The following is a 21,530-nucleotide window of genomic DNA, read 5'->3' as shown; positions in this document are numbered from 1 at the left end:
ACTATGAAAAAAAGAAGAGTAACATGTATAGCACAAATGGTGGCAATCATTTTTTTTTTTGTTTTCCACACTGTTTCCTGTAACACATGTATTGGCAGAAGATAGTTCATATGAAGAGAAAGATAATTTGATGAAAAAGGAAATAAATAATCATGACGGAGAAATAGATTTACAGGTGATTGGAAGTTTTGATTATTTTGTGAAAAACGATAAGATTGTTAAGATAGAATCGGCAGATAGAAGTTCTTTGCTTAGAAGTAATCAGGCATTTAGTGGTGGAGGTTCTAAATATAGTTTAATATCCCGGAAGATAGTTAGTCTTAAGTTTACCAATACTGCTTATGCAGCTTTAATGAATGGTGGACTAGCTGCAATTCATAAAGGGGCTGCTATAGCAGGGGTAGTTGCCCAAACTGTTGGCATTTCGTATATTAAAAAATATTCGTATATGCGGCAAAGCATTTATCGAAAGACAGATAAAAATTATGCTTACTACAAAGTAGTGGATGAATTTTCAAATAATAAAAATAACTTTTCGAGAGGAGCTGTGAAGACAACTTACTCTAAAGTGAAAAAATAAGAAGCACTATGCTTCTTATTTTTTCTTAAGAATATATAACCCTGAGCTGTAGACTATCAGTAGGATAAAAACAACTAGTGCAATATTTTTTGTATGAATAATAAAATGCCCGTTGAAGTTTATTAGAAATAATAGGAAGGGAATAGTGGCAAAAAGGATGATTAAGAAGTAAAACGAAAATTTACTTCTACTTTGAACATATCGTTCATCATCCTCATTTTGATCTAATCGTTTTTTTATACGCGAAAATCCAAAGATTAATGCAAAGGAACATCCCATTAAACCACCTATCAAGGAAGGTAGTATGTCTGATAAATTAGATTGTGTGACAGAAAGCCCTTGCATAACATAGCCTAAAAAAAAAGCCATATACTAAAAAGATAAGGACTTGGCAAGCATTGATAATGTAATTTTTTCATGAATGTCACCTCTTATATTGAAATAATTCTTCGATGCTTTTGTTAAAATAAATCGATAACTTAAAGCTAAGCTCTAAACTAGGATTATAGTTACCCTTTTCAATGGCGTGAATGGTCTGCCTAGAGACTCCAACTACATGCGCTAATTCTTCTTGAGAGATTTGATTTTCTTCACGATGCTTTTTGATAAGATTATAAAGCACTCCTATAATCACATCCCTTGTAAACTTTACTTTACATTATTATAGTGTAGTATTTTTATATTGTAAAGCAAATTTCACATAGAAGCTTTTAGGTATCAACTCTAGTATCCTTAGGGTATTTTTTCTCAGATCTCTAAATGAAATTGCAGTTTTCTTGTACGAAAATGAAGCATTTTTGCTTCGCTTCAGGAATTTCGTTATAATGAAAGAAGTAAATTCGGAACGGGGTGTGTGGATGAAAACCGAGGTGGAAAAAATGATTGCGGGTGAGTTTTATGACCCGTCAGATCAAGAGCTCGTTTATGCAAGAAGACGAGCACGCAAATTAACAAGAGAAATCAATGAAACGCTTGAACCTAAAACAAGGGCAGAGCTCCTGAAAAGACTGTTTGGAAGTACGGGGAAAGAGTTAAATGTAGAACCCTGCATTCGTGTGGATTATGGTTCTAATATTTCTGTAGGTGAACATTTTTTTGCTAATTTCGATTGCGTCATTTTAGATATTTGTGAAGTGAAAATCGGGGATAATTGTATGTTTGCGCCCGGGGTACATATTTATACAGCCGCACACCCAGTTGATCCAGTTGAACGAAATAGCGGTTTAGAATTTGGAAAGCCCGTTTCAATTGGTGATAATGTTTGGATAGGTGGACGAGCAATTATTAATCCGGGTGTGACGCTTGGCGATAATGTCGTTGTGGCATCAGGTGCAGTTGTCACCAAAAGTTTTGGCGATAATGTGGTCATTGGCGGAAATCCTGCCAAAATTATCAAAGAAATTCCTGGAGGGTAAACAAGTGGAAGTAGATATACAAGTTGTTTTAAAAAAGATGGAGCAGGAATTAAGTTCCGCAAAAGAAGCTTCGAATGAAACGGAGCGCAAAATACATCTAAGTGCACTGAAAGTTCTAGCGGAAGTGCTTTTAACAGAAAATGAGGGCAAGAAAGCGGCGGTTCCTGAGGATTTGACTTGGGAAAAAATGACGGGCAGCCGTCCGCCGCAAATTCAAAAGGAAAAAAGTGAAAAAATGGATTTTGAGGATGGAGCAAACGGTGATTCATTATTCGATTTTTAGGAGGTGTGAAGTAGTATGAAAAAAGCGTTGATTACGGGCGGTATTTTTGCGATGCTTTCCGTTGCGATTGGAGCATTTGGAGCGCATGCATTAAAGGGAATTTTAGGAGCTAATGCAGCGACTTGGGAAACAGGAGTACAGTATCAGATGTTCCATTCTGTCGGGATTTTAGTTTGCGGTCAATTATTGATGAAAGAAAGAAGTCGTTTATATGCCTCTGCTGCTGTGCTATTTTCTATCGGAATCATTTTGTTCTCAGGAAGTTTATATGCACTTAGCATCACGAAAATTTCAATTTTAGGAGCCATTACTCCTTTTGGTGGTTTTGCATTCCTCGCAGGCTGGTTGTGTTTAATCATTGGAGCAGCTAGACAAAACTCATTTTTTAGTAGATATTGAGTCAATCAATTTATCTGTTTTGTAACTTTAATTACATAATTTCGCTTGATTGTTAAGTAATGTTAATGTTTTTGTAGTAAAAAAAAACGGTTTAATTGAAAAAAAGCGGGTAAATAAACAGTAAGCAACGATGGCTTATTACTTTTTCTCCCTTTTTAGTAGTGGGTCATCCTTTCTTACCTTAAACTCCCTTTTTGTTTGGCGCTTTCCCTTATAGCAAGGGTTGAGCGTCTTTTTTTTGTTCAATTTTTGGGCTGTCCCTCACAAAATCCCTCACTATAAAAATCAGATTTTTTGCCCTTTTTGTACTCTAAATAAATATTAATTGTGTCTTTTCTTATGACTTCATCAGAGTGAGTGTAAATTTTTGTGATTTTTTAACCTTTCACATGTCCAATTCTTTGTTGAATTGCTGTTTCACTTAAGCCGGTTTTGTCAAGCCTTTTTACATGTGTGTTGGAAAAATGTGCGGGCTGATTTTCGTGATATTGTCTAGACACATTTCCTCTTAATTAATATAAATTTAGCGACCTCTCCTATCCAAGAAAAATGAATAACTCAAATGATAAGCTCTATTTTACTTGCTAACGTTTATTCAAAAAAAAATTTACTGGATTGTCTAATTTTTTTTTAGGTTATTCTCGTAATCCTGTTCAAGTATCATTTTGAACAATTCATCAAGTGCATAAAGAAGAGCATTTCGAGAAAGAGTCGGAATTTCTTTAAACAAAAGTGGATCGTCTTCCAAGATGCCTAGGCTAAGTTCGATATCCGCATGTTTTGATAAGTTTGATTTCACACCATTTGTAAGTAAGATCTTACAACACTCACTAGGTAAAAGTGGTGTTGCAGAAAGAATCTCCTCGCACTCGCCACTGTTTGAAATCATCAGTACTACATCTCCATCTTTAATAATGGGTAAATTACGTATTTGGTCTTCAAAAGAAGTGAAAAAAACAATTTTACTAGGTGCGATTTTATGCATTTTGAAGTAAAAGTCTTTAGCGGGAATTTGAGACATTTGATAAGCAAGAAGGTAGATTTTTTCTGCTTGATATAGTTTATCTGCCACTTGCTTGAAAGAGCTGGTTTGTTTGATCTTATTCACTGCCATATAGGGAACCATAAAGGAAGATAAGTCTTCACGATTATTTAGAAACTCATATTTCATCTCAGAATAGCCTTTATAACCTAAGCGTTTTGAAAAATTGATAATGGCGCTTGGGGCGCTTCTTGTAACTTTTGCAAGTTCTCGAACATTTAATTTTTCAATTTGTTCCGGTTGTTTGAGTAAAAATTTAGCAATGTCCTGCTGATTGGCGGTAAATGATTCGTAGGATCTTTTGATTCGATTTAGTACTTCGTTCATATTTAGACCTCCGATTTTTTGAGAACAAATTCTCAAATTTAAAATTGGTATTGAAAAAAAATTCTTTTACAGTTAAACTCTATCATGAAAGCGCTTTTATGTCAATTTAACTTGGAGGGATAAAAATGAAAAAAATTGTGGGGGTAACCGCTTGTGCTGCAGGGATTGCACATACGTATATGGCTCAAGCGGCACTCGAAAAGGCAGCTGAAGAACTCGGTATAGACGCAAAAATTGAGACACAGGGAACGATTGGAACAGAGAATGCGCTAACTGAAAAAGAAATTGCAGAAGCCGATCTTGTTATTATTGCTTCGGATATTGCCATTGATAAATCTCGTTTTATCGGTAAAAAGTTATTTGAAACAGATACAAACCATGCACTCAAAGATGCTTCTGTCTTGTTGAGTGAAGCCATGGAGAAAGCAACGATTCATGGGGGAAAGGGAACAAAAGTAGGCGGGAAAATGGAGATTGGGACTTCATCGAATAAATTTGTCCAATATCTAATGTCTGGGCTCTCAGATATGATTCCTGTTACGATTGCTGCTGGTCTACTTCTTGCGATTGCTAATACAATGGCCTTTCATCCAGATCCTAATAATGCCGATCTAGTTGTTTGGGGATTTAGTGATACAGCAAGCGGTGAATTTTTCTCCAAGTTATTTGATTTAGGTAAAGTCGGTTTCACCTTGATGATTCCGATTTTTGCTGCTGGGGTTGCCCGAGCAATTGGAGACAAGCCAGCTGTTGCTCCGGCATTCATTGCAGGCTATATTATCAATGATCCGAAATTTCTAGGAGCTGAAACAGGGGCTGGATTTATCGGAGCCATTTTAGTCGGTTTTGGTGTTGGATTTATGGTGAAAGCACTGAAAAAAATTAAATGGCCCGAGCTAATTAAACCTATTGTCCCCATTTTAATTATCCCCGTTATAGCTACTTTTATTTCTTTTGTAGTGATCTATTATTTGATTGGACAACCGATTGCAGGGTTAATGAATTCTTTATATAGCTTTATTAATGATTTGACACTTAATAATGCTGCTGCACCAATCATTTACGGAGCAGTTCTAGGTGGAATGATGGGTGTCGACATGGGTGGACCTATCAATAAAACTGCTTTGCTCGTTTCTTCTGCTATTTTTGTTGATACAATGAATCAGTTTGGCCCAACTGGTGTTAACGCTATTCCTCAAGCGGCAACAGGAGCAGCTATTGCTGTTGCGCCACTCGGAGCGGGTATTGCTACGCTTCTATTTAAAAAATATTTCACAACAGAAGAGCGGACACTTGGTTCATCAGCTTTAGTTATGGGCATGGTCGGGGTAACAGAAGGAGCGATTCCATTTGCCGCCGCCCATCCATCACTTATCATTGCAAATACCATTTCTTCTGCAGTATCAGGTGCACTTGTTGCTTCAATGGGGATTCAGTTTTATGGAGGAGTTGGTTCTCCTCTAGGTGCTTTCGTTGGTTATACAACGGGGCCTGAAATGTCTTGGTTACTCTGGATAGTTGCTATTTTATTTGCGGCTTTCTTAAATGCGTTACTATATCGATTCCTGCTTAGAAAACGAAAAAATGAATTACAACAGGTTGGATAATTGAAATCTTTAGTCGAATTTGGAGGGGTTCAAAAGATGAATGAAATTTTTGCGGAAGAAAATATCTTTTTTATAGAGGAAGGGCTGACAGATAAAAATACGTTTTTGAAGATCGTTGCAGAAAAGGCAGCGGAAAAAGAACTTGTTTCTTCAAAAGAAGCTTGTATCAAAGGCTTGCTAGAAAGAGAACAGCAACAAACAACCGGATTCCAAGAAGGATTTGCTATTCCTCATTGTAAAAATGATACGGTTTATTCTCCTAAACTAATGTATTTTAAAACAGCCCCAATTCCTTGGGATAGTCTTGACGGGAATCCAATTACTGATTCCTTTGTGTTATTGATTCCTGAAAAAGCTGCTGATGAGCACTTGAAATATTTAGCACTTTTGTCTCGAGCATTAATCGATGATGAGTTTCGTTCAGGAATAAAGGCTAGCCAAACACAAAATGAGATTTATCGATTGATTTGCCAGAAATTGGGGGTGAAATGAGGTGAAAAAGAAGGTTCATGTGGTCAGTCATTCACACTGGGATAGAGAGTGGTATTTCACGACGATGGATGCGCTTTTGTTAAGTGATAATTTATTTTCTGATGTTTTATCGGAGCTTGAAAAAAATTCGGAGGCGAAGTTTTGTCTTGACGGGCAGTCTTCCATTGTCGATGATTATCTCGAACTTCACCCTGAAAAACTTGAGACAATTCAAAAGTTAGTGAAAAAAAAAGCAACTAGCTATTGGCCCTTGGTACACGCAGACAGATGCTTTTTTCGTTGGAGAAGAATCCTTTCTTCGTAATCTTGCAATAGGCATTCGTGATTCTAGACGCTACGGAGAGGAAATGAAAATTGGTTATTTACCTGATACATTTGGATTTAATGCGCAAATGCCAACGCTTTTACAAAACTGTGGAATTGATAATATTGTTTTTTGGCGGGGACTCAATCTTGCAACACAAGTCCAATCACCTTATTTTATTTGGAAAGGGTTAGGTGAAAAGAAAATTATTGCGGCAAATCTTGTGGATGGATACGGAACGGCTGCTTTTTTAAATGATTCCGATGACTATCTCGAAGAGCGTTTGCTTCCTGCATTAAAGCGGATTGAAAAATGGACGGATAACAAGAATCTACTACTTCCATCAGGTGGGGATCAGCTTGAAATCATTCCCAATTTACCAGAGACGATAAAGCGTATAAATAAAAAGGTCGATTATTATTTATTCCAAAGCAGTTATGAAGCCTTTTTAGAGACGCTTAGAAACCAAACGGATTTACCTGAATATCAAGGTGAATTTAGGGAGCCTTGTACAACAAGAGCGCATAAATCCATTGGTTCTGTACGTTATGACATTAAGCGGTTGAACTATTTAATTGAGCAAAAGTTAACAAAACGTGTGGAGCCGTTACTTGCGATTGCGAAAGCACATGAAATAGAGCTTTCAACCGAACTACTCATTAAAACGTGGAAGAAACTCCTTGAAGGACATGCGCATGATTCGATGGGCGGATGCGTATCGGATGACGTAGCAAAAGACATTTTACACCGAATGAAGGAAGCAGATGAGTTAGCGAGCGGATTTGAAAATTATTTGGCGAAACGTTTGTCAGAGAAACTTGGATTAAATGCGAATCAAGTGATTGTCTTTAATACGACGTCAAAAGCTTTTAACGGGTATAAAATAATTGATTTTCTGGCTTCTGATAAAATGATTCGTTTTAAAGGGGAGCAAGAAGCTGTTATATTGAATGAAATCTATTTTGAAGGAAAAGATAATCTTTTGCTAGAAACACCAGAAGGACCCAAATATATCAATGAAGCCCCTTATTATCGCCTATTTGTTCTAGCAAATATTGAAATTCCAGCAATGGGATTCAAAGTTTTAGAAATCGAAAAAGCAGAGAACCCATTTTCAGAGCTTGAAGCTGTCTCTGAGAAAGAAATTAAAAACAAGTATTACCGGATTCAAGAAACAAAAACTGGACTCTTATTAAAAACCAGTGAGGGTACGGAAATTGAGAACTTCTTAGCATTTGAAGATACTGGAAATAATGGAGATACGTATGATTTTTCACCACTAGAAAATGAAAAGCCTACTTTACTTGGATTAAAAGTGGATGCAGTGAAAAAATCAGAATTAGTTGAAATCATGTATTTATCGGGGAACTTTCAATTGCCGAAAGACCTCGCAGCAAGATGTGGAGAAACAGAAGAAACTGGCGAACTTAAAATGAAGCTTGAAATGGAACTTCGTCAAGACAGTTCGGTTATTCGATGCAAATTAATTGTTCAAAATGAGATTTTAAGCCACCGTTTGCGAGTAGTTATTCGTACAGAGGTAGAAAATCGAAACACTATGGCGTCACTGCCATTTGGATTTATCGGGCGAGAAAACTTGCAGGGAGAACTCAAGGACTGGCACAAAAAGTATGTAGAATATCCGATTGACTTAGAACCGTTTGATAAAAGTGTTTCAGTTTATGACGAGGAGAAAACTATAACAGCTTTCGGAAAAGGGATTAAAGAATATCAATTTCAACAATCCAAACTATACCTAACCCTATTTGCAAGTACCAGTCAGCTTGGAAAGCCAAACCTATTATACCGGCCAGGTCGTGCCTCAGGAGACACTACCAAAAAGGGGCATATAATGATGCCGACGCCTTTGGCAGAACTTCTAGGAGAATTGGAATTTGAATTTGCCTTCTCCGTTCAAAAGGGCACATTTGATTCATCTGTTGTTTCAGAAGAACAGCAAGAATACGTGGATGAATCCATGTGTTATCAAAATCAAATGCTAAACAAATTTATTCATCGATTAGATAATAAGATTCAAACTCATCAAAAAGCAGAAGAGACGATTCAGGAGTTTTCGCTTTTACAAAGTGAATCAGAGGCTTGGGACAGCACATTTATGCCATCATTGTATGACCAAAACGCCTTTATTTTACGGCTGAAAAATCCGACAGAACGTGTTTTATCCATTGGTAGTTTGGACACATCAAAATTTAGCAAAGTTTGTTTTGTAAACGTACAAGAGCAACCGCTACAAGAACAGCAGGAGATTGCTCCATATGATTTTGTCAGTATCAAATTATGGCTGTAGGGCATCGATCTATTTATGGAGGAGTTGGAAAGAATGGCTGATCTTGTGTTCGATCTTGGCGGAACAACAGTGAAACAGGCATTAGTAAATAGTTCTGGAGAATTGTCTTTCAAAAAAGTGCAATCAACTCCTCGTAACTATCTTGATTTGCTTGATTATCTGGAAAAAGCTTCACATAACCATCAAGCAGCCCGTGCTATCGGACTTAGTGTGCCGGGAATTTATAACCAAGTGAAAAAGATCCTTACAGGTTCTTCCGCCATTTCATATATTATCGGAAAACCACTTGTTGTCGATCTTCAAAAACGAGTTCAAAAACCCGTTTTCATTGAAAATGATGGGAATTGTGCCCTCCTAGGAGAATTATGGCTAGGTAGCGCTAAGGGGATTCAAAATGTGGCGATGTATGTCATCGGTTCTGCTGTTGGCGGCGCGATTGCAATTCAAGGCAATATTCTACATGGAGCTAATTTAAATGCCGGGGAACTTGGCTATGAGTTAATTGCGAATAATCCTGCTGATGATTCTTTTCAGACACTCGGTGGACGAATTGGGTTTCAAGCCGTATTAAAAGACGCAGAACAGCAATTTGGCTTAGAAAAAAATGGGGAAATTTTATTTGAAGTCATGAAACAAAATCAAGAAGTAAAAGAGTTTTATCAGCAGCGAATGGATTATTTGGCTGCCAGTATAATTAATTTACAGTACATCTTAGATCCAGATATCATTTTAATTGGAGGGGCTGTTAGCGAAAACCCATTTTTTATCCAAATGTTGCAAGATTCACTTGAACGAATTTTGAGGCATCGACCCCATCACAAGGTTCACCCTAAAATTTTACCAGCGCAATTTTTCAATGATGCAAACTTGCTTGGGGCGAGCTATCATTGCCAAAAGGAGTTGGAGCATTTAAATTGTTAGTTACTGGCGTTTGAAAAATGTGAAGTTATTTCTTTTTGGAAAAGGTCTTTCCTTTGTAGCGCTCCCTTCACCAAAAACAACAGTAAAGAAATCGACTGTTTGACGCTTTCCCTGTATGTAAGAGGAAAGCGTCAAAGTCCTCAAAAAACAGACTATCCTTAAAAAGGGGAAGTCTGTTTTTTTACCTACGAGCATGCGAAGAAAGAAACTAAAAGAGTGAAGCTAAAACTTTTTTTCGTTGGTTTATCTGCTGCTCTGTTTTTGTACCTTCAATTTGCTTAGTTAGGACGCTTATTAATAAATCAATATCAATTTGGTCAGCGAGTAAAGTTCTAATACGTGTATTAAATTGATCTTCAATTTTTGTGGCTTCTTTTAAAATCGCTGCACCTGAACGAGTAAGGTGAATGGCGGATTTTCTAACATCTTTAGGGTTTCCTTTTTTAACAACATATTCTTTGTCAATTAGTCGTTTAACAATGCGGCTAGGGCTATCAGAACCACAAATTAAAAGATCACCAATTTCGGAAATGGAAAGACCATCTTTAAACGAGAGTATTTTTAATACTTCATTTTGGCTAGGCGTGATATGCAAAGAAGTTAACATTTTGCGATAAATGTCTTCTCCTTCTCTGTCCGCAGCTTTAATTAGGTATCTCAGTTCTTCTATCTTATCCATTTACGATTTCAACCTCTCTTACTTATTTAAGTTGCTTTTTCATTATACCATAAACAAGATTGGCCATTCTATTTCTCGTAAGGAGGCGGGGAAGGATAGCGCTTGTAAAATAGTTATTGAAACCGTCGATTTTGGATATTTTCTTTTTCTCCAAAGCTTCGATGCTTGCTTTTACTACGCCTTCAGGAGTTCGTAAGTTACCGACTGCTACCCCACCGCTTTCGGAAGAGAAATTTGTATCAGTCGCTCCAGGAGAAATCGCTAATACTTGGACATTTTTGTCCCGACATTCAAGGCTTAGGGCTTCTGTAAACGATAAAACGAAAGCCTTTGTTGCTGCATATACAGCCATTGTCGGGATTGGGTGATAGGCAGAACTGGAGGCTATATTAATAATTTGTCCACGATTTCTTTGAATCATACCATCTACAAAAAGCTTTGTTAAATCAAATAAACTGGTGACATTGAGCATTACTTGTTGGTGTTGCTTTGAGAAGTCTGTATCATAGACATTTCCACTTGTAGCAAAGCCAGCGCAGTTTATTAAACGATCGATAAGTAAATTCTGATTTTGGATTTCTTTAAAGATTTTTTGTGGAGCACTTTCTTGAGCGAGATCAACATTTAAAATTTTGATTTGAATGTTAAACTTTTTTTTCATACTCGGCTTTCATTGTTTGTAATATTTCTTTCGAGCGTGCAATTAAAACTAAGTTTTCCTTATTTTTAGCATAGTAAGCCGAAAATGCTTTTCCAATGCCAGATGAAGCGCCAGTAATCAAAGTATAATTAGTCATGATAAAACCACCTTTTAATTAATGTCTAGACATGCATGTCTAGACATTAATTATATCGGGTTATCGAAAAATTGCAAGTTTTTATTTCTGTTCGCAAATAGAAATAACTTGTGGCTTCCATTAAAAAAATTTTTAATGGAAGATTGCTCAAATAAATTTTCTCGAAAACAAAAATTCCTTTTATTGGCCGGCTTTGCTATAATAGGATTAAATCAAGCATATTAGGGTGAGCGCATTTTGAAAGAACCAACAGAAAAATTGAAGTGGATTACGTTGAACTATGTCTATGATCCCAATTTTTATTTCGTAAACTTCCAAGAAGAACGGTTTGATGCGCTAATAAGTCATGATAAAAGCTATCCTTCTCGTAACGAACTCTTACTCACGATTTACTGGTTGGAGTGGAAGGGCTTTGTGATTCGCAAACAACCGTTTATTCAATCAAAGAAGACATATTTTATTACTGACAAAGGAAAACTGCTGTATTGGGAATTAGAACGAATGGGGTTTCAAAAGGATTTTTAAGGGGACATCGAAGTGGAAAGCACGCTTTCCGTTTTTTTTATTTCTCTCCAAATTGTGTCAAGTGAAGGCGCAATTTGGAGAGATTTTTTATTTGTTTTTCCCAATCACGATATTAGTGTAACTGTTTACGGTTAGGAGATAATAGATAATATACATCAAGGTATAGATCACTGTGGTTAGAATAACAGGACGTGTTAAGTCCACTTCTATTAAGTTGGCTAAACAAAGTAGAGCAACGCTACTATGCATAATACCAAGAACAAGTGGAATCAGAAAAATAATTAGAACTTGTCTTGCAATGCTGAAGCGAATTTCTTTTCTTGTTACGCCAATTTTTTTAAGAATGACATAAGTTTCTCTGTCACTATAGGCTTCTGTCAAAAGTTTAAAATAAATAATACAACCTGTTGCCGCTAAAAAAAACAAGTCCAATAAACAATCCGATAAATAATAAAACGCCCATGGTGTTCATGACATAACGATATGTTTCAGGATAGCTAAGAAGACCAGCATCTGAGGAAAGCTGCGCTTCTAGTTTTTTACTGAGATCGAAGGCTTGTTTTTCATTTGAAATATTAATGGACTGGATGTGAAGATACTTTTCTGGATGTAGTGATTTGATTGCCCCATCAGGTAAAACGAGGATGCCACCATATAGGCTCTGTAAGACTGCGCGGCTATCGTAACTCACTTGAAATGTATTTGATTTGCCAAGATGAATCGTAGCTGGCTTTTGATTTATTTTGTCTAGCTCAGCTACACTCGTAGGTAAAATGAAAAGCGCCTTTTTTTTACCTAAATTTGTAGACATTTCCTTGGGATAAAGTTCATGGAAAAGCCGTTTATATTGACTTTCACTCATCACCTGAAACTGATCTTCATAAAGGAAAATATCGTTTATTTTTTTTTGTAGGTTTATCTGGTTTCAAAAGATAGATAGTGGTTGCTTGTTTAAATGTAACAGGGTGAGAAGGATTTGACTCAACAACTGCTAGTGCTTTGTTTGCTTTTTTAGAATCTGATGGAATCGTATATTCAAATGAGGTCGAAACTTCTTTTTGCACACTTTGATTGATGTTATAATAAACGCTGCCAATGGCTCCTATTGCAGAAAGCGTGATCGCACTTAAAATCGCAATGACAGAGAGCGTCTTGGCATTTGAAGAGATGCGAAAAGAAAGCTGTGCATTTGTTACAAGATTCGTCCCACGATAAAATGAAGCTTTTCGAGTGCGTAATTTTTTTTAAAAAATATGGTAAGAAAAAACTAATGAAAAGAACAGTGCCCACGATGGTGAAAAATAAAATAAGTAAAGACGTAAGGGGGACCCCAAGTATGCTCCAAATCGAATTTTGGACAGTTAATGGCTGCAAAGCAATGACGTAGCCGGTAATGATGAAAGTAAGGGCGATACATGTCCATAAAAGTGAGGGTTTCAGTGCCTTTTCACGTTTTGCTTCCGAATGAAATAAATCTAATAATGAATTTCGGTAAATAGTCCAGAAACTGAGAAGCGAAGTAATGAGGGTTACTAAAACAAAAACAAGGCTAGCATTGATAACGGCACTCCAAGAAAAAATAAAGCGACTTGGAAGGGCATCGTTCATAAGGCGTAATAAAATGGCTACAAAAAGCTTGGAAAGAAAAGTTCCAAGAATGATGCCTATAACGAGGGAGCCAATCCCCATGATAAAATTTTCATAAAAAAGCATCCGAGAAATTTCGAATTTTCGCAGACCTAACAGATTATAAAGCCCAATTTCTTTTTTTTCGCTTACGCATAAAAAAATTATTGGAGTATAAAATAAATATAATGATGAAAATCAATAGAATGATAGAAGCCGCTGTAAAAGCAGCCGATAGCCGTTCAGAGCGATTAATTCTTGCCGTCACAGTCGGATCCTTGGAAAGAACCACGAGCGTATAGTAGATCATGATAGAAAAACTCATAGAAGCAAAATAAAGAAAATAGTGGATAAAATTATGCTTAATATTTTTTCTAGCTAGATCATATAATGTCATTCATATTTCCTCCGAGTTTAGCTAAAATATCTAAAATCTTCTGGAAGAACTCTTTGCGAGTTTTTGATCCACGATAAATTTCTGTATAAATTTCTCCATCTGTAATAAATAAAATCCGTTTGCAGAAACTTGCTGCAAAAGCGTCATGAGTAACCATCAAAATGGTCGATTTTCTTTCTTCATTAAGACTGCAAAAACTTTCAAGCAAATCCGCTGCTGATTTTGAATCTAGCGCGCCCGTGGGTTCATCAGCAAAAATTAAATTAGGGTTTGCAATAATCGCTCGGCTTGCAGCGGTGCGCTGTTTTTGCCCACCAGATACTTCGGTTGGATATTTATCAAGAATAGGCCGAATAGAAAAAACATCAGCAACGAAATCAAGATGTTCTTCAATTTCTGCAACTGAATGTTTGGCAAGCGCAAGTGGTAAAATGATATTCTCGCGAAGTGAAAGAGTATCCAGTAAATTGTAGTCTTGAAAAATAAAGCCAAGCTGATTACGTCTAAATAAAGACATTTCCTGTTCATCCATGTCTTCTAAATCACGACCATTAATCATTACTTCGCCGGATGTCGGTTGGTCAATTGTTGAAAGCACATTCAAAAGTGTGGACTTTCCGGCACCAGAAGGCCCCATGATTCCAACAAATTCGCCTTCGTATATTTCTAGACTGATGTTCGCGAGTGCAGTATACACATTTCCCTTACTTCCGTAAACTTTACGAACATGTTTGGCTTCTAAAACGGGTTCCATAATAGCTTCCTCCTAAAAAGATCTCCAGTATCAGTTTACTGCAAAACGTATCATTCTGCCTGCTTATAAGATGACAAAAAGACACGCCACCCTTACAAATTCGTCATCTTGACTAGTTTGTTTGAATGCTGAAGCTTTTTTTCTGCTCTATTGTAGCGCAAAAAATATCAGTGTGGCAACGTCTTGATTCAACCTTCAAAATAAAAACAGGCACGTCCCACTACGGGACGCGCCTGTATCTTTTAAATTTTAAAGAAAGCTTCAATTTCTTCTAGTGGAAGGAGGTTTCCAACAAAGAAAGCTCCAAATTCGCCAAATCGAGCACTTGTTTCATCAAAGCGCATCTCTGTTACAATTCGTTTGAAATCTAGCGCGTCATCTGCAAATAAAGTTACGCCCCATTCGTAATCATCCAAACCGATCGATCCGCCAATAATTTGATTGACTTTACCTGCATAAGTTCGACCAATTGAACCATGATCGCGAATCATTCGGCGACGCTCTTCCATGTCGAGCATGTACCAGTTATCATTACCTTCACGTTTTTTGTTCATCGGATAGAAACAAATATGTTTTTTCGGTGGAAGCTCTGGATAAAGACGCGCACGAACGTGTTTATTTTCATATGGATCTTCGTCACCTGCCATGTGCGCCGCTAAGTAATTACTTAGCTCAACAACCGAAACATAAGAATAAGTTGGAATAAGAAAATCTGCAATTTCTAGTTTGTTCAAGCGGTTTTCAATCGCATTGATATCTTCAAGCGTTGGGCGAAGCAAGAAAAAGACAAAATCGGCTTTTTGACCAACAATAGAGTAAAAAGTTTGCTCGCCTTCCCCAATATTTTTAGTTAGTTCAAGTTCAGAAAGAAATTTACTAAATTCCGTTAAAATCCGTGACCGTTCAGCTTCTGAAAGTTCGCGCCAGCTCGTCCAATCTACCGAGCGGAAATCATGTAGACAGTACCAACCATCTAACGTTTTTACAGCTTCATTCATGCAAGACACTCCTTTATGTATGTTATTTCACTTAATGTTAATTTTATCACACCTCGAGTTCAAAGTCTTTTTTCATGACTGGAACAGGAGGTGGGACTACCACAGTGAAAAAGGCTCAGGAAATCATGCACAAAAAAACTCCCCCGAAGAGGAGCTAGAAACTTAATGATGAAGTGGGGGTGTTGAAACAATAGCTGTCACGTTGCCATCAATTGTCCAATCTGTAACGGCATAAGGTAAAATAAAATGATCTCCTTTTTGAATAGTTTCCGCTTTGCCATCAATGATAAGTTCCGCTTTGCCATCTAAAATGCTGACAAGTGTATAAGGAGCTATCTTTTCAAATGAAGCTTTACCAGCTATTTCCCATTTATACACACTGAAAAACGAATTGGAAACAAAGGTTGTGATTGACGCATGGTCACGTTGTTCTGTTTGAATATCTAGCTTGGCATCTACATGCGGAATCGTCGTCACATCAATCGCTTTTTCAAGATGAAGTTCTCGCTTATTTCCATCTTTATCCGTGCGATCATAATCGTAAACCCGGTAAGTCGTATCCGAACTTTGCTGAGTTTCTAGGACAAGCGTACCTGTTCCAAGCGCATGAATCGTTCCACTAGGAACATAATAAAAGTCACCTGGTTTAATCTTTACTTTGCGGAGTAATTTGTCCCATTCGCCATTTTGAACCATCTCGGTAAAGGCTTCTTTCGACTCCGCGCTATGCCCATAAACGATTTCCGCATCTTTTGCGCAATCAATAATATACCAGCACTCTGTTTTCCCAAGCTCTCCATTTTCATGTACTTTCGCATAGGCATCATCGGGATGCACTTGCACAGAAAGATCCGTATTCGCATCTAAAATTTTAGTGAGAAGAGGAAAAACAGGCTCACTTGGATTTCCAAAAAGTTCGGGGTGCGTTTTCCAAAGTGTATCCAGAGTTTCCCCTTGATAGGTCCCATTTTTCACCGTCGAAGGACCATTTGGATGAGCAGAAATGGCCCAATCTTCACCAGTTTTATCTGTCGGAATTTGATAGCCGAAATAGTCATGCAACTTCGTACCGCCCCATATGCGCTCCTGAAAAACAGGTTTTAAAAATAGTGCTTCCTTTTCCATCGTCTAACCTCCAAATTTGAGCCATTAAAGCTCATTTTCGATTAAAAGTATATACTAGCCTTCGTAAAAAAGCTACTTGGAACCCTTTAGGAATCCTTGCTTTTTCAAAAACTCTGTAATCCCGCTATAATAAGGTTTGTCATAAAAATTTGCCATTCGTTCTGTGAATCCAATGCTTCCCTCGCGTTTTGAGAAGGGAATAATAGTTTTGTCATAGGCTTCAAGAAGCGGTAAAGTGTCCGGTTGATAGACTTCTTCAAAATAAACAGCTTCCTTAGGTAGACGCGGTTTCACAGGTGGATCTTGATCTGGAACCCCGATACAAAGACCGACAATTGGGAACGTCATTTCTGGAAGTCCAAGAAAGTCTGCTACATCCGAAATATTGCGGCGAATTCCACCGATGCAAACAGTACCGTAGCCTAAGCTTTCAGCAGCTGTTAACGCATTTTGACAAGCTAGTCCAACATCAACAGAAGCGATAAGCAACAAGTCTTCCTCTGATCTTGTTGTAAAGTGTTTTTGATGTTTTTCACTTGCAAGTTCCACACGATAAAAATCGCCAACGAAAACGAGAAAAACAGAGCAATCAGCCACATAAGGATTTTTGGTATATTCTGCAAGCTTTTGCTTCCGTGCCTTATCTTTTACACCGATAATGGAATAGTGTTGACCGTTGATCCAGGAAGGTGCACTTTGCGCCGCCCGAATAATTTGGTCAAGTTTTTCATCTGGAATGGTTTCACCCGCTTTGTAAGAACGAATGGAGCGATGTTTCATCATTTGAAGAATAACAGGATTCAAATCGATCACCTCATCTGTATATTTTCTTTAAGTATAGCGTTTTTTGGGGAAACTGTTAATGATTTACTTGAAAAAACTCGTTTGTTTTTCTAAACTAGAAAAGAGAAGAGGTGCTCGGATGGAAATAAATTCGCAAGAAAAAGATCGAATGTGGTTAAATGAAACTTTTTTGACATCTGAAGAAGCAGCAGCGTTTTTAGGGATTTCCAAGCAAGCGCTTTTGTCACTAGCTAAACGTCATAAGATTCCTTTCTGCAAGAAAGGAAAGATGACGCTCTTTCACCGGATAGACCTTGAACTTCGACGCGAAAAGCAAACAGCTCTTCGAGATAAGTATCGTCCTTACGACAAATAAAACCGGAATTTAGCCTACTCGCCAAATTCCGGTTTTTGTTTATTAAGGTTTTAGATGACGAGGTAAAGAAGTTTCATGTTCACAAGTCTCTTCAAGTTCGCAGGCCGCACACTTACCTTTCTTGCTACGCTTTACAAAACGAATGAGCGCATAGGCGGTGTAGCCGAAAATGAATGCCCCAAGCAAGATATTGAGTAAAAGAGTAAGCATTTTTGTCATCCTTTCTTAGAAAAATAAACGTCCTACTTGGTAGAAAATCAGCGTGAGTACATAAGCTGTTACAAGCGGGTAGATGATTGCAAAAATCGTCCATTTCCAGGAAGAAGTTTCTTTTCGAATCGCCGCAACAGTAGCCAAGCAAGGAATGTAAAGTAAAATAAATAACATAAAGGCATAAGCAGAAAGAGGCGTATAAAACTGCATGACGATTTGGGTTAGGCTATTTTCACTAACCGAATAAATAATCGCCATGGTTGAAATAATAACTTCTTTTGCAAGAAAACCTGGAATTAATGTGGCTCCAGCTTGCCAAGTTCCAAAACCTAGAGGTGCAAGAATTGGCGCAAGAAACCCGCCGATTATAGCTAGGAAGCTTTGGCCCATTGGAACATCAAAGCCACTAGGCCCTGCATAGTTAAGTAGCCAAATGAGCACTGAACCAGCAAAGATAAATGTTCCAGCTTTCTTGAGAAAACCTTTTCCTTTTTCCCAAGTGCTTCGCCATAATGTGCGTAGCGAAGGGATACGGTAGGGTGGCAATTCAACGACAAACACAGAGTTTTCATTTTTTTAAAATCGTTTTTGATAGTAGCTTTGTAATGAGAAGAGCCATAATGATTCCGATCACATAAAGTGACAACACTACAAGCGCTTGATATTTAGCGAAAAAAAACACCGGCAAATAAAGCGTATACAGGAAGTCGTGCGGAACAAGACATAAATGGTGTAATTAAAATCGTGATCATTCGTTCCTTGGATTCTTCAATCGAACGAGCGGCCATGATGCCAGGAACATTACAACCAAATCCAATAATCATGGGAATAAATGATTTCCCATTTAACCCAAATAGTTCCATGATCCGGTCCATGACAACGGCAATTCGTGCCATATAACCGGAATCTTCTAGTAGCGAGATGAAAAAGAAAATAATCAAAATTTGTGGGATAAAGACTAGGACACCGCCCACTCCGGCAATAATACCATCAGTGACAAGTTTGACGAGAAAATCAATGACTCCGATTGAAGTGAGAAAACTTGCGACACCTTCTTTGAAAGGACCATTGATAATGCTGTCGAGCCAGTCAGAAATGGGCGTTCCAACCCAAGCAAAGGTGGTTTGAAAAACAAGCCACATGATGGCAAGAAAAATTGGGATCCCGAGAAAACGGTGCGTGACTAGTTTATCAAGCTTATCAGAAAAAGGAAGGTGTGCCTTTTTCGTGTAAATAACAGCTTCTAAACAGATATCTGCAATAAAGGCAGAGCGAACTTTATGAATATGTTCGGCAAGTGGAACTTCAAGCTTTTGTTCGACTTCAAGTCGAATTTGTTCCGCTTGTTCATAAAAAGATTCTGCTTGTAATTTTTCGTGAATAACAGGGTTTTTACTCAAAAACTGAAGGGCAAGCCAGCGTTGTTCTTTCTTTACGCGTATACCCAAAAATAACCCAGAAAGTTTGGAAATAGCTTCATCCACTAATTCGCCGTACTGCAGAAGCAAAGGTTTTTGAGGCGCGGGATGTTTTTCTGTAAGAGCCGAAAGCAAATCGTCCGTTCCTTTTCCCGAGCGAGCAATAACAGGAAGAACAGGGATCTTGAGTATTTTTGTAAGGCGAGGAATATCAATTTTAATACCCCGAGAAAGAGCCACATCCACCATGTTAAGTCCCATAACGACAGGTGCTCCGTATTCGAGTAGCTCCACCGTCAAATTCAAGTTTCGTTCAATTTGTGAAGCATCTACAATATTGAGCATAGAATCAAAAGACTCTTCATATAAGAAGCGAGCAACGACGCTTTCATCACGCGAAATCGGATTTAAATCATAAACGCCAGGTAAATCGACTAATTTGCCTTTTTTCTCGCGTAGCGTTCCGATTTTTTTCTCAACCGTGACACCGCTCCAATTCCCCACGTATTCATAAGAACCAGTAAGTGCATTAAATAAAGATGTTTTCCCCGTATTGGGATTGCCAAGTAAACAGTACCTGCTATTTCCCATGAAGTTCTACCATGATTTCACAGGCATCGCAGTTTCTGATACTAATGTGCTGCCCCTTTGTTTCGAAAGTACAGGGACCACGAAAAAAACCCCTTTTGTTTGATACAAAGTTCACAACCCTCCACACATCCAAGTGCAAGAAGCCGTTTTTTAAGCAAGTCGCTTGAAACATTTAAATGCGTAATCGTAACGTGATCACCAACAGCTGCTTCATTCAGTTGCATATTTTTTCCTCCTATGTTGCCCATCTACTGAGAATCATTATCAGTCAAGTTCATTTTATCACGAAAGCGAAAAAAGATGAAGAATTTTTAATAGAGATTTTAAAAAAATAGTTAAAACCCTAATTTTTAACGAGAAAGTGGGGAGAGGCTATAGCAATTTGTGCGAAGAAAAAAAACTACGCTACTTTTTTGTAGCGTAGTTTTTCCAAAGGTAGCCTTATTCTTCCTGAAAAACTTTTATTTCACCTTTCGTTGTTGTTAATACGATCTGAGCATTTTTTTTGCTTGGATTGCCAGTGAAAATCAGATTCGACTGAACCGAGTGGGGCATTAATTGTGATAGGCTGCTTCTGATAGGACTTGTTTAAAGTTAACTTAATTAGCCCTTTCTTACTTTTCACATTCATTTTTTTCATCAAATGGGTTTGACTCACAATCACATCACCATTTTCGCTACTAACCAGCTGCTCACCACGATTATCCCGCAAAATGCTTTTTCCTTTCTTCGTACTGAGGAGAAGATCGCCACGAAGGCCCTGCACGATTTCCGTTCCTTCAGTGGAATTGATCGTTAAATGATCTAAGTGCGATTCCGTCGCAATCACTTTCCCAGAGAAGTTAAGAATTTCTCCCTTTGTTCCCCCGTGACGATGAACTTGAGACAACCCCGATTGATTTTGTAATGCAAAATTGCCTGATGAGTCTTTAAGAAATTGATCGCCTTTTTCAGAAAACATCGAGATAGTCCCATCCCAATAGCTCAAATCCGTTAAACTCTTCTTTGTATCAATTTTTGTGACATCAAAGCGACCATGTGAGCCGATTACTTCACCATCATAAATAGTAATCGCAAGTTTCTTTCCTTGTACTTTATCCAATCGAACATTGGCTTTGTTCAAATCTGCTTTCAGTTCTCCAAGTGACATACTTTCAGGAATCAGCAAAGTCACTTTTTGAACTCCGTAATGAGGGCGGTGCCATTTTTCAAGCCAGTTGTGCTTTGTTCCTAGTGTTAAATGAAAAGCGTTTTTTGTTCCAGTTAGAGCCTTAAGGTCTTTCACTTCGGCCTTCGCCATTTTTCCTTCTACCCGCAAACTAACTTTGTTATCTGAGGTACGCTTTACACGTAAATCAGTATCTTTTTCACTACTTATCTGCAGATTTTTAGTTTGGTTCGCTGAAATATTCCACTCTTTATAATAGTTTTGTCCAATATCCTGACTATTTTTGGCTATAAAGCAGGCAATTAAACCGGCAAGTCCGATGAAAATAAGTATAAAAGCAATTCCAATTTGTTTTTTCATGAAAATCGTCCTTTTCGTGTGAGATAGAATTTGTAGAGAATT

26 protein-coding genes and 2 pseudogenes are annotated in these 21,530 nt (G+C 37.7%); 11 read left to right on the top strand and 17 right to left on the bottom strand.

The window, feature by feature from the left end; genetic code table 11:
- Positions 1–91: 91 nt before the first annotated feature.
- Entirely contained in the window at positions 92–580 is a 489-nt protein-coding gene (locus tag MAQA_RS01285) for a hypothetical protein (protein ID WP_149023271.1), read from the top strand.
- 424 nt (positions 581–1,004) lie between these two features.
- On the opposite strand, the gene MAQA_RS01275 is transcribed toward MAQA_RS01285, so the two are convergent.
- Positions 1,005–1,202 carry a helix-turn-helix transcriptional regulator gene (locus MAQA_RS01275; RefSeq protein WP_036070552.1) on the bottom strand — a complete coding sequence of 66 codons (198 nt, stop codon included), beginning with the start codon at positions 1,200–1,202 and terminating at the stop codon, positions 1,005–1,007.
- A gap of 235 nt (positions 1,203–1,437) precedes the next feature.
- Between MAQA_RS01275 and MAQA_RS01270 the strand changes: the two genes are divergently transcribed.
- From MAQA_RS01270 to MAQA_RS01260, 3 genes are read left to right on the top strand one after another with little or no spacing between them, the layout of a single operon-like run.
- Positions 1,438–1,995: a maltose acetyltransferase domain-containing protein gene (locus MAQA_RS01270; protein WP_036070990.1), complete on the top strand. Its 558-nt coding sequence runs from the start codon at positions 1,438–1,440 to the stop codon at positions 1,993–1,995.
- A gap of 4 nt (positions 1,996–1,999) precedes the next feature.
- The gene (locus tag MAQA_RS01265) at positions 2,000–2,278 is read left to right on the top strand and encodes a YwdI family protein (RefSeq protein ID WP_036070550.1); all 279 of its coding nucleotides are present in this window, start codon (positions 2,000–2,002) and stop codon (positions 2,276–2,278) included.
- A gap of 15 nt (positions 2,279–2,293) precedes the next feature.
- Positions 2,294–2,677: a DUF423 domain-containing protein gene (locus MAQA_RS01260; RefSeq protein ID WP_036070547.1), complete on the top strand. Its 384-nt coding sequence runs from the start codon at positions 2,294–2,296 to the stop codon at positions 2,675–2,677.
- A 619-nt stretch (positions 2,678–3,296) separates the two neighbouring features.
- Here the strand turns inward: MAQA_RS01260 and MAQA_RS01255 are convergent.
- Complete coding sequence (locus tag MAQA_RS01255; RefSeq protein WP_036070544.1) at positions 3,297–4,046, bottom strand: MurR/RpiR family transcriptional regulator; 750 nt, start codon at positions 4,044–4,046, stop codon at positions 3,297–3,299.
- 125 nt (positions 4,047–4,171) lie between these two features.
- Here MAQA_RS01255 and MAQA_RS01250 point away from each other — a divergent pair, with 125 nt between their 5' ends.
- Genes MAQA_RS01250 through MAQA_RS01235 form a run of 5 tightly spaced genes read left to right on the top strand, consistent with a single transcriptional unit; the run spans position 4,172 to position 9,678 of the window.
- Entirely contained in the window at positions 4,172–5,653 is a 1,482-nt protein-coding gene (locus tag MAQA_RS01250) for a PTS fructose transporter subunit IIC (RefSeq protein ID WP_036070541.1), read from the top strand.
- Between the two features lie 36 nt (positions 5,654–5,689).
- On the top strand, positions 5,690–6,145 hold the full coding sequence (locus MAQA_RS01245) for a PTS sugar transporter subunit IIA (protein ID WP_036070987.1): 456 nt from the start codon (positions 5,690–5,692) through the stop codon (positions 6,143–6,145).
- A gap of 1 nt (position 6,146) precedes the next feature.
- Positions 6,147–6,449: a glycoside hydrolase family 38 N-terminal domain-containing protein gene (locus MAQA_RS15970; protein WP_206537505.1), complete on the top strand. Its 303-nt coding sequence runs from the start codon at positions 6,147–6,149 to the stop codon at positions 6,447–6,449.
- A complete protein-coding gene (locus MAQA_RS15965; protein ID WP_277619924.1) occupies positions 6,388–8,757 on the top strand; it encodes a glycoside hydrolase family 38 N-terminal domain-containing protein in 2,370 nt (789 codons plus the stop codon). The genes MAQA_RS15970 and MAQA_RS15965 overlap by 62 nt, the downstream gene beginning before the upstream one ends.
- Before the next feature lie 33 nt (positions 8,758–8,790).
- On the top strand, positions 8,791–9,678 hold the full coding sequence (locus tag MAQA_RS01235) for an ROK family protein (RefSeq protein ID WP_036070539.1): 888 nt from the start codon (positions 8,791–8,793) through the stop codon (positions 9,676–9,678).
- 208 nt (positions 9,679–9,886) lie between these two features.
- Here MAQA_RS01235 and MAQA_RS01230 read toward each other — a convergent pair whose 3' ends face one another.
- From MAQA_RS01230 to MAQA_RS15960, 3 genes are read right to left on the bottom strand one after another with little or no spacing between them, the layout of a single operon-like run.
- On the bottom strand, positions 9,887–10,357 hold the full coding sequence (locus MAQA_RS01230) for a MarR family winged helix-turn-helix transcriptional regulator (protein ID WP_036070537.1): 471 nt from the start codon (positions 10,355–10,357) through the stop codon (positions 9,887–9,889).
- 22 nt (positions 10,358–10,379) lie between these two features.
- A complete protein-coding gene (locus tag MAQA_RS01225) occupies positions 10,380–11,018 on the bottom strand; it encodes an SDR family NAD(P)-dependent oxidoreductase (protein ID WP_206537503.1) in 639 nt (212 codons plus the stop codon).
- Complete coding sequence (locus MAQA_RS15960) at positions 11,002–11,154, bottom strand: SDR family NAD(P)-dependent oxidoreductase (protein WP_206537502.1); 153 nt, start codon at positions 11,152–11,154, stop codon at positions 11,002–11,004. The genes MAQA_RS01225 and MAQA_RS15960 overlap by 17 nt, the downstream gene beginning before the upstream one ends.
- Positions 11,155–11,391: 237 nt before the next feature.
- Here MAQA_RS15960 and MAQA_RS01220 point away from each other — a divergent pair, with 237 nt between their 5' ends.
- Positions 11,392–11,679 (top strand): DUF3116 family protein, encoded by a 288-nt coding sequence (locus MAQA_RS01220; RefSeq protein WP_036070535.1) that lies wholly within the window; start codon positions 11,392–11,394, stop codon positions 11,677–11,679.
- 87 nt (positions 11,680–11,766) lie between these two features.
- On the opposite strand, the gene MAQA_RS15050 is transcribed toward MAQA_RS01220, so the two are convergent.
- The 8 genes from MAQA_RS15050 to MAQA_RS01195 form a co-directional block, all read right to left on the bottom strand.
- The gene (locus MAQA_RS15050; protein ID WP_241463009.1) at positions 11,767–12,105 is read right to left on the bottom strand and encodes an FtsX-like permease family protein; all 339 of its coding nucleotides are present in this window, start codon (positions 12,103–12,105) and stop codon (positions 11,767–11,769) included.
- Positions 12,065–12,541, bottom strand: coding sequence for a hypothetical protein (locus MAQA_RS15045; protein WP_241463008.1), 477 nt, complete (start codon positions 12,539–12,541; stop codon positions 12,065–12,067). Before MAQA_RS15045 ends, MAQA_RS15050 begins: the two co-directional genes overlap by 41 nt.
- Before the next feature lie 215 nt (positions 12,542–12,756).
- Entirely contained in the window at positions 12,757–13,440 is a 684-nt protein-coding gene (locus tag MAQA_RS15040; RefSeq protein WP_338151603.1) for an FtsX-like permease family protein, read from the bottom strand.
- Positions 13,427–13,702 (bottom strand): hypothetical protein, encoded by a 276-nt coding sequence (locus MAQA_RS15035; RefSeq protein WP_241463006.1) that lies wholly within the window; start codon positions 13,700–13,702, stop codon positions 13,427–13,429. The genes MAQA_RS15040 and MAQA_RS15035 overlap by 14 nt, the downstream gene beginning before the upstream one ends.
- Positions 13,689–14,456, bottom strand: coding sequence for an ABC transporter ATP-binding protein (locus MAQA_RS01210; protein ID WP_036070532.1), 768 nt, complete (start codon positions 14,454–14,456; stop codon positions 13,689–13,691). The genes MAQA_RS15035 and MAQA_RS01210 overlap by 14 nt, the downstream gene beginning before the upstream one ends.
- 242 nt (positions 14,457–14,698) lie before the next feature.
- Complete coding sequence (gene hemQ / locus MAQA_RS01205) at positions 14,699–15,454, bottom strand: hydrogen peroxide-dependent heme synthase (RefSeq protein WP_036070529.1); 756 nt, start codon at positions 15,452–15,454, stop codon at positions 14,699–14,701.
- Between the two features lie 162 nt (positions 15,455–15,616).
- Positions 15,617–16,579 carry a mannose-6-phosphate isomerase, class I gene (gene manA / locus MAQA_RS01200; protein ID WP_036070526.1) on the bottom strand — a complete coding sequence of 321 codons (963 nt, stop codon included), beginning with the start codon at positions 16,577–16,579 and terminating at the stop codon, positions 15,617–15,619.
- A 72-nt stretch (positions 16,580–16,651) separates the two neighbouring features.
- Entirely contained in the window at positions 16,652–17,362 is a 711-nt protein-coding gene (locus MAQA_RS01195; RefSeq protein ID WP_420911918.1) for an NADPH-dependent oxidoreductase, read from the bottom strand.
- Positions 17,363–17,501: 139 nt separating this feature from the next.
- Between MAQA_RS01195 and MAQA_RS01190 the strand changes: the two genes are divergently transcribed.
- Positions 17,502–17,738, top strand: a complete 237-nt coding sequence (locus tag MAQA_RS01190; RefSeq protein ID WP_036070985.1) for a helix-turn-helix domain-containing protein — start codon at positions 17,502–17,504, stop codon at positions 17,736–17,738.
- A gap of 42 nt (positions 17,739–17,780) precedes the next feature.
- On the opposite strand, the gene MAQA_RS14040 is transcribed toward MAQA_RS01190, so the two are convergent.
- The 4 genes and pseudogenes from MAQA_RS14040 to MAQA_RS01175 form a co-directional block, all read right to left on the bottom strand.
- The gene (locus tag MAQA_RS14040) at positions 17,781–17,948 is read right to left on the bottom strand and encodes a FeoB-associated Cys-rich membrane protein (RefSeq protein ID WP_077913517.1); all 168 of its coding nucleotides are present in this window, start codon (positions 17,946–17,948) and stop codon (positions 17,781–17,783) included.
- A 15-nt stretch (positions 17,949–17,963) separates the two neighbouring features.
- Positions 17,964–19,960: pseudogene (gene feoB / locus MAQA_RS01185) on the bottom strand (ferrous iron transport protein B).
- A pseudogene (locus MAQA_RS01180) lies at positions 19,950–20,184 on the bottom strand (FeoA family protein). Before MAQA_RS01180 ends, feoB begins: the two co-directional pseudogenes overlap by 11 nt.
- Positions 20,185–20,426: 242 nt before the next feature.
- A complete protein-coding gene (locus tag MAQA_RS01175; RefSeq protein WP_036070521.1) occupies positions 20,427–21,488 on the bottom strand; it encodes a DUF4097 family beta strand repeat-containing protein in 1,062 nt (353 codons plus the stop codon).
- Between the last annotated feature and the right edge of the window lie 42 nt (positions 21,489–21,530).

It is taken from the genome of Listeria aquatica FSL S10-1188 (assembly GCF_000525795.1).
Classification (GTDB): domain Bacteria; phylum Bacillota; class Bacilli; order Lactobacillales; family Listeriaceae; genus Listeria; species Listeria aquatica.
The sequence above is the reverse complement of the archived record's forward strand: the minus strand, read 5'-3'. Positions and strand labels throughout refer to the sequence as shown.

What these genes read in the sequence shown, in the direction of transcription:
- MAQA_RS01245 (WP_036070987.1), top strand. Translation starts at nt 5,690, where the DNA reads ATGAATGAAATTTTTGCGGAAGAAAATATCTTTTTTATAGAGGAAGGG.
- MAQA_RS01255 (WP_036070544.1), bottom strand. Translation starts at nt 4,046, where the DNA reads ATGAACGAAGTACTAAATCGAATCAAAAGATCCTACGAATCATTTACC.
- MAQA_RS01270 (WP_036070990.1), top strand. Translation starts at nt 1,438, where the DNA reads ATGAAAACCGAGGTGGAAAAAATGATTGCGGGTGAGTTTTATGACCCG.
- MAQA_RS15045 (WP_241463008.1), bottom strand. Translation starts at nt 12,541, where the DNA reads ATGAGTGAAAGTCAATATAAACGGCTTTTCCATGAACTTTATCCCAAG.
- manA (WP_036070526.1), bottom strand. Translation starts at nt 16,579, where the DNA reads ATGGAAAAGGAAGCACTATTTTTAAAACCTGTTTTTCAGGAGCGCATA.
- hemQ (WP_036070529.1), bottom strand. Translation starts at nt 15,454, where the DNA reads ATGAATGAAGCTGTAAAAACGTTAGATGGTTGGTACTGTCTACATGAT.
- MAQA_RS01195 (WP_420911918.1), bottom strand. Translation starts at nt 17,362, where the DNA reads ATGATGAAACATCGCTCCATTCGTTCTTACAAAGCGGGTGAAACCATT.
- MAQA_RS15035 (WP_241463006.1), bottom strand. Translation starts at nt 13,702, where the DNA reads ATGACATTATATGATCTAGCTAGAAAAAATATTAAGCATAATTTTATC.
- MAQA_RS01235 (WP_036070539.1), top strand. Translation starts at nt 8,791, where the DNA reads ATGGCTGATCTTGTGTTCGATCTTGGCGGAACAACAGTGAAACAGGCA.
- MAQA_RS14040 (WP_077913517.1), bottom strand. Translation starts at nt 17,948, where the DNA reads ATGCTTACTCTTTTACTCAATATCTTGCTTGGGGCATTCATTTTCGGC.
- MAQA_RS01260 (WP_036070547.1), top strand. Translation starts at nt 2,294, where the DNA reads ATGAAAAAAGCGTTGATTACGGGCGGTATTTTTGCGATGCTTTCCGTT.
- MAQA_RS01250 (WP_036070541.1), top strand. Translation starts at nt 4,172, where the DNA reads ATGAAAAAAATTGTGGGGGTAACCGCTTGTGCTGCAGGGATTGCACAT.
- MAQA_RS01225 (WP_206537503.1), bottom strand. Translation starts at nt 11,018, where the DNA reads ATGAAAAAAAAGTTTAACATTCAAATCAAAATTTTAAATGTTGATCTC.
- MAQA_RS01210 (WP_036070532.1), bottom strand. Translation starts at nt 14,456, where the DNA reads ATGGAACCCGTTTTAGAAGCCAAACATGTTCGTAAAGTTTACGGAAGT.
- MAQA_RS01230 (WP_036070537.1), bottom strand. Translation starts at nt 10,357, where the DNA reads ATGGATAAGATAGAAGAACTGAGATACCTAATTAAAGCTGCGGACAGA.
- MAQA_RS01175 (WP_036070521.1), bottom strand. Translation starts at nt 21,488, where the DNA reads ATGAAAAAACAAATTGGAATTGCTTTTATACTTATTTTCATCGGACTT.
- MAQA_RS01190 (WP_036070985.1), top strand. Translation starts at nt 17,502, where the DNA reads ATGGAAATAAATTCGCAAGAAAAAGATCGAATGTGGTTAAATGAAACT.
- MAQA_RS15960 (WP_206537502.1), bottom strand. Translation starts at nt 11,154, where the DNA reads ATGACTAATTATACTTTGATTACTGGCGCTTCATCTGGCATTGGAAAA.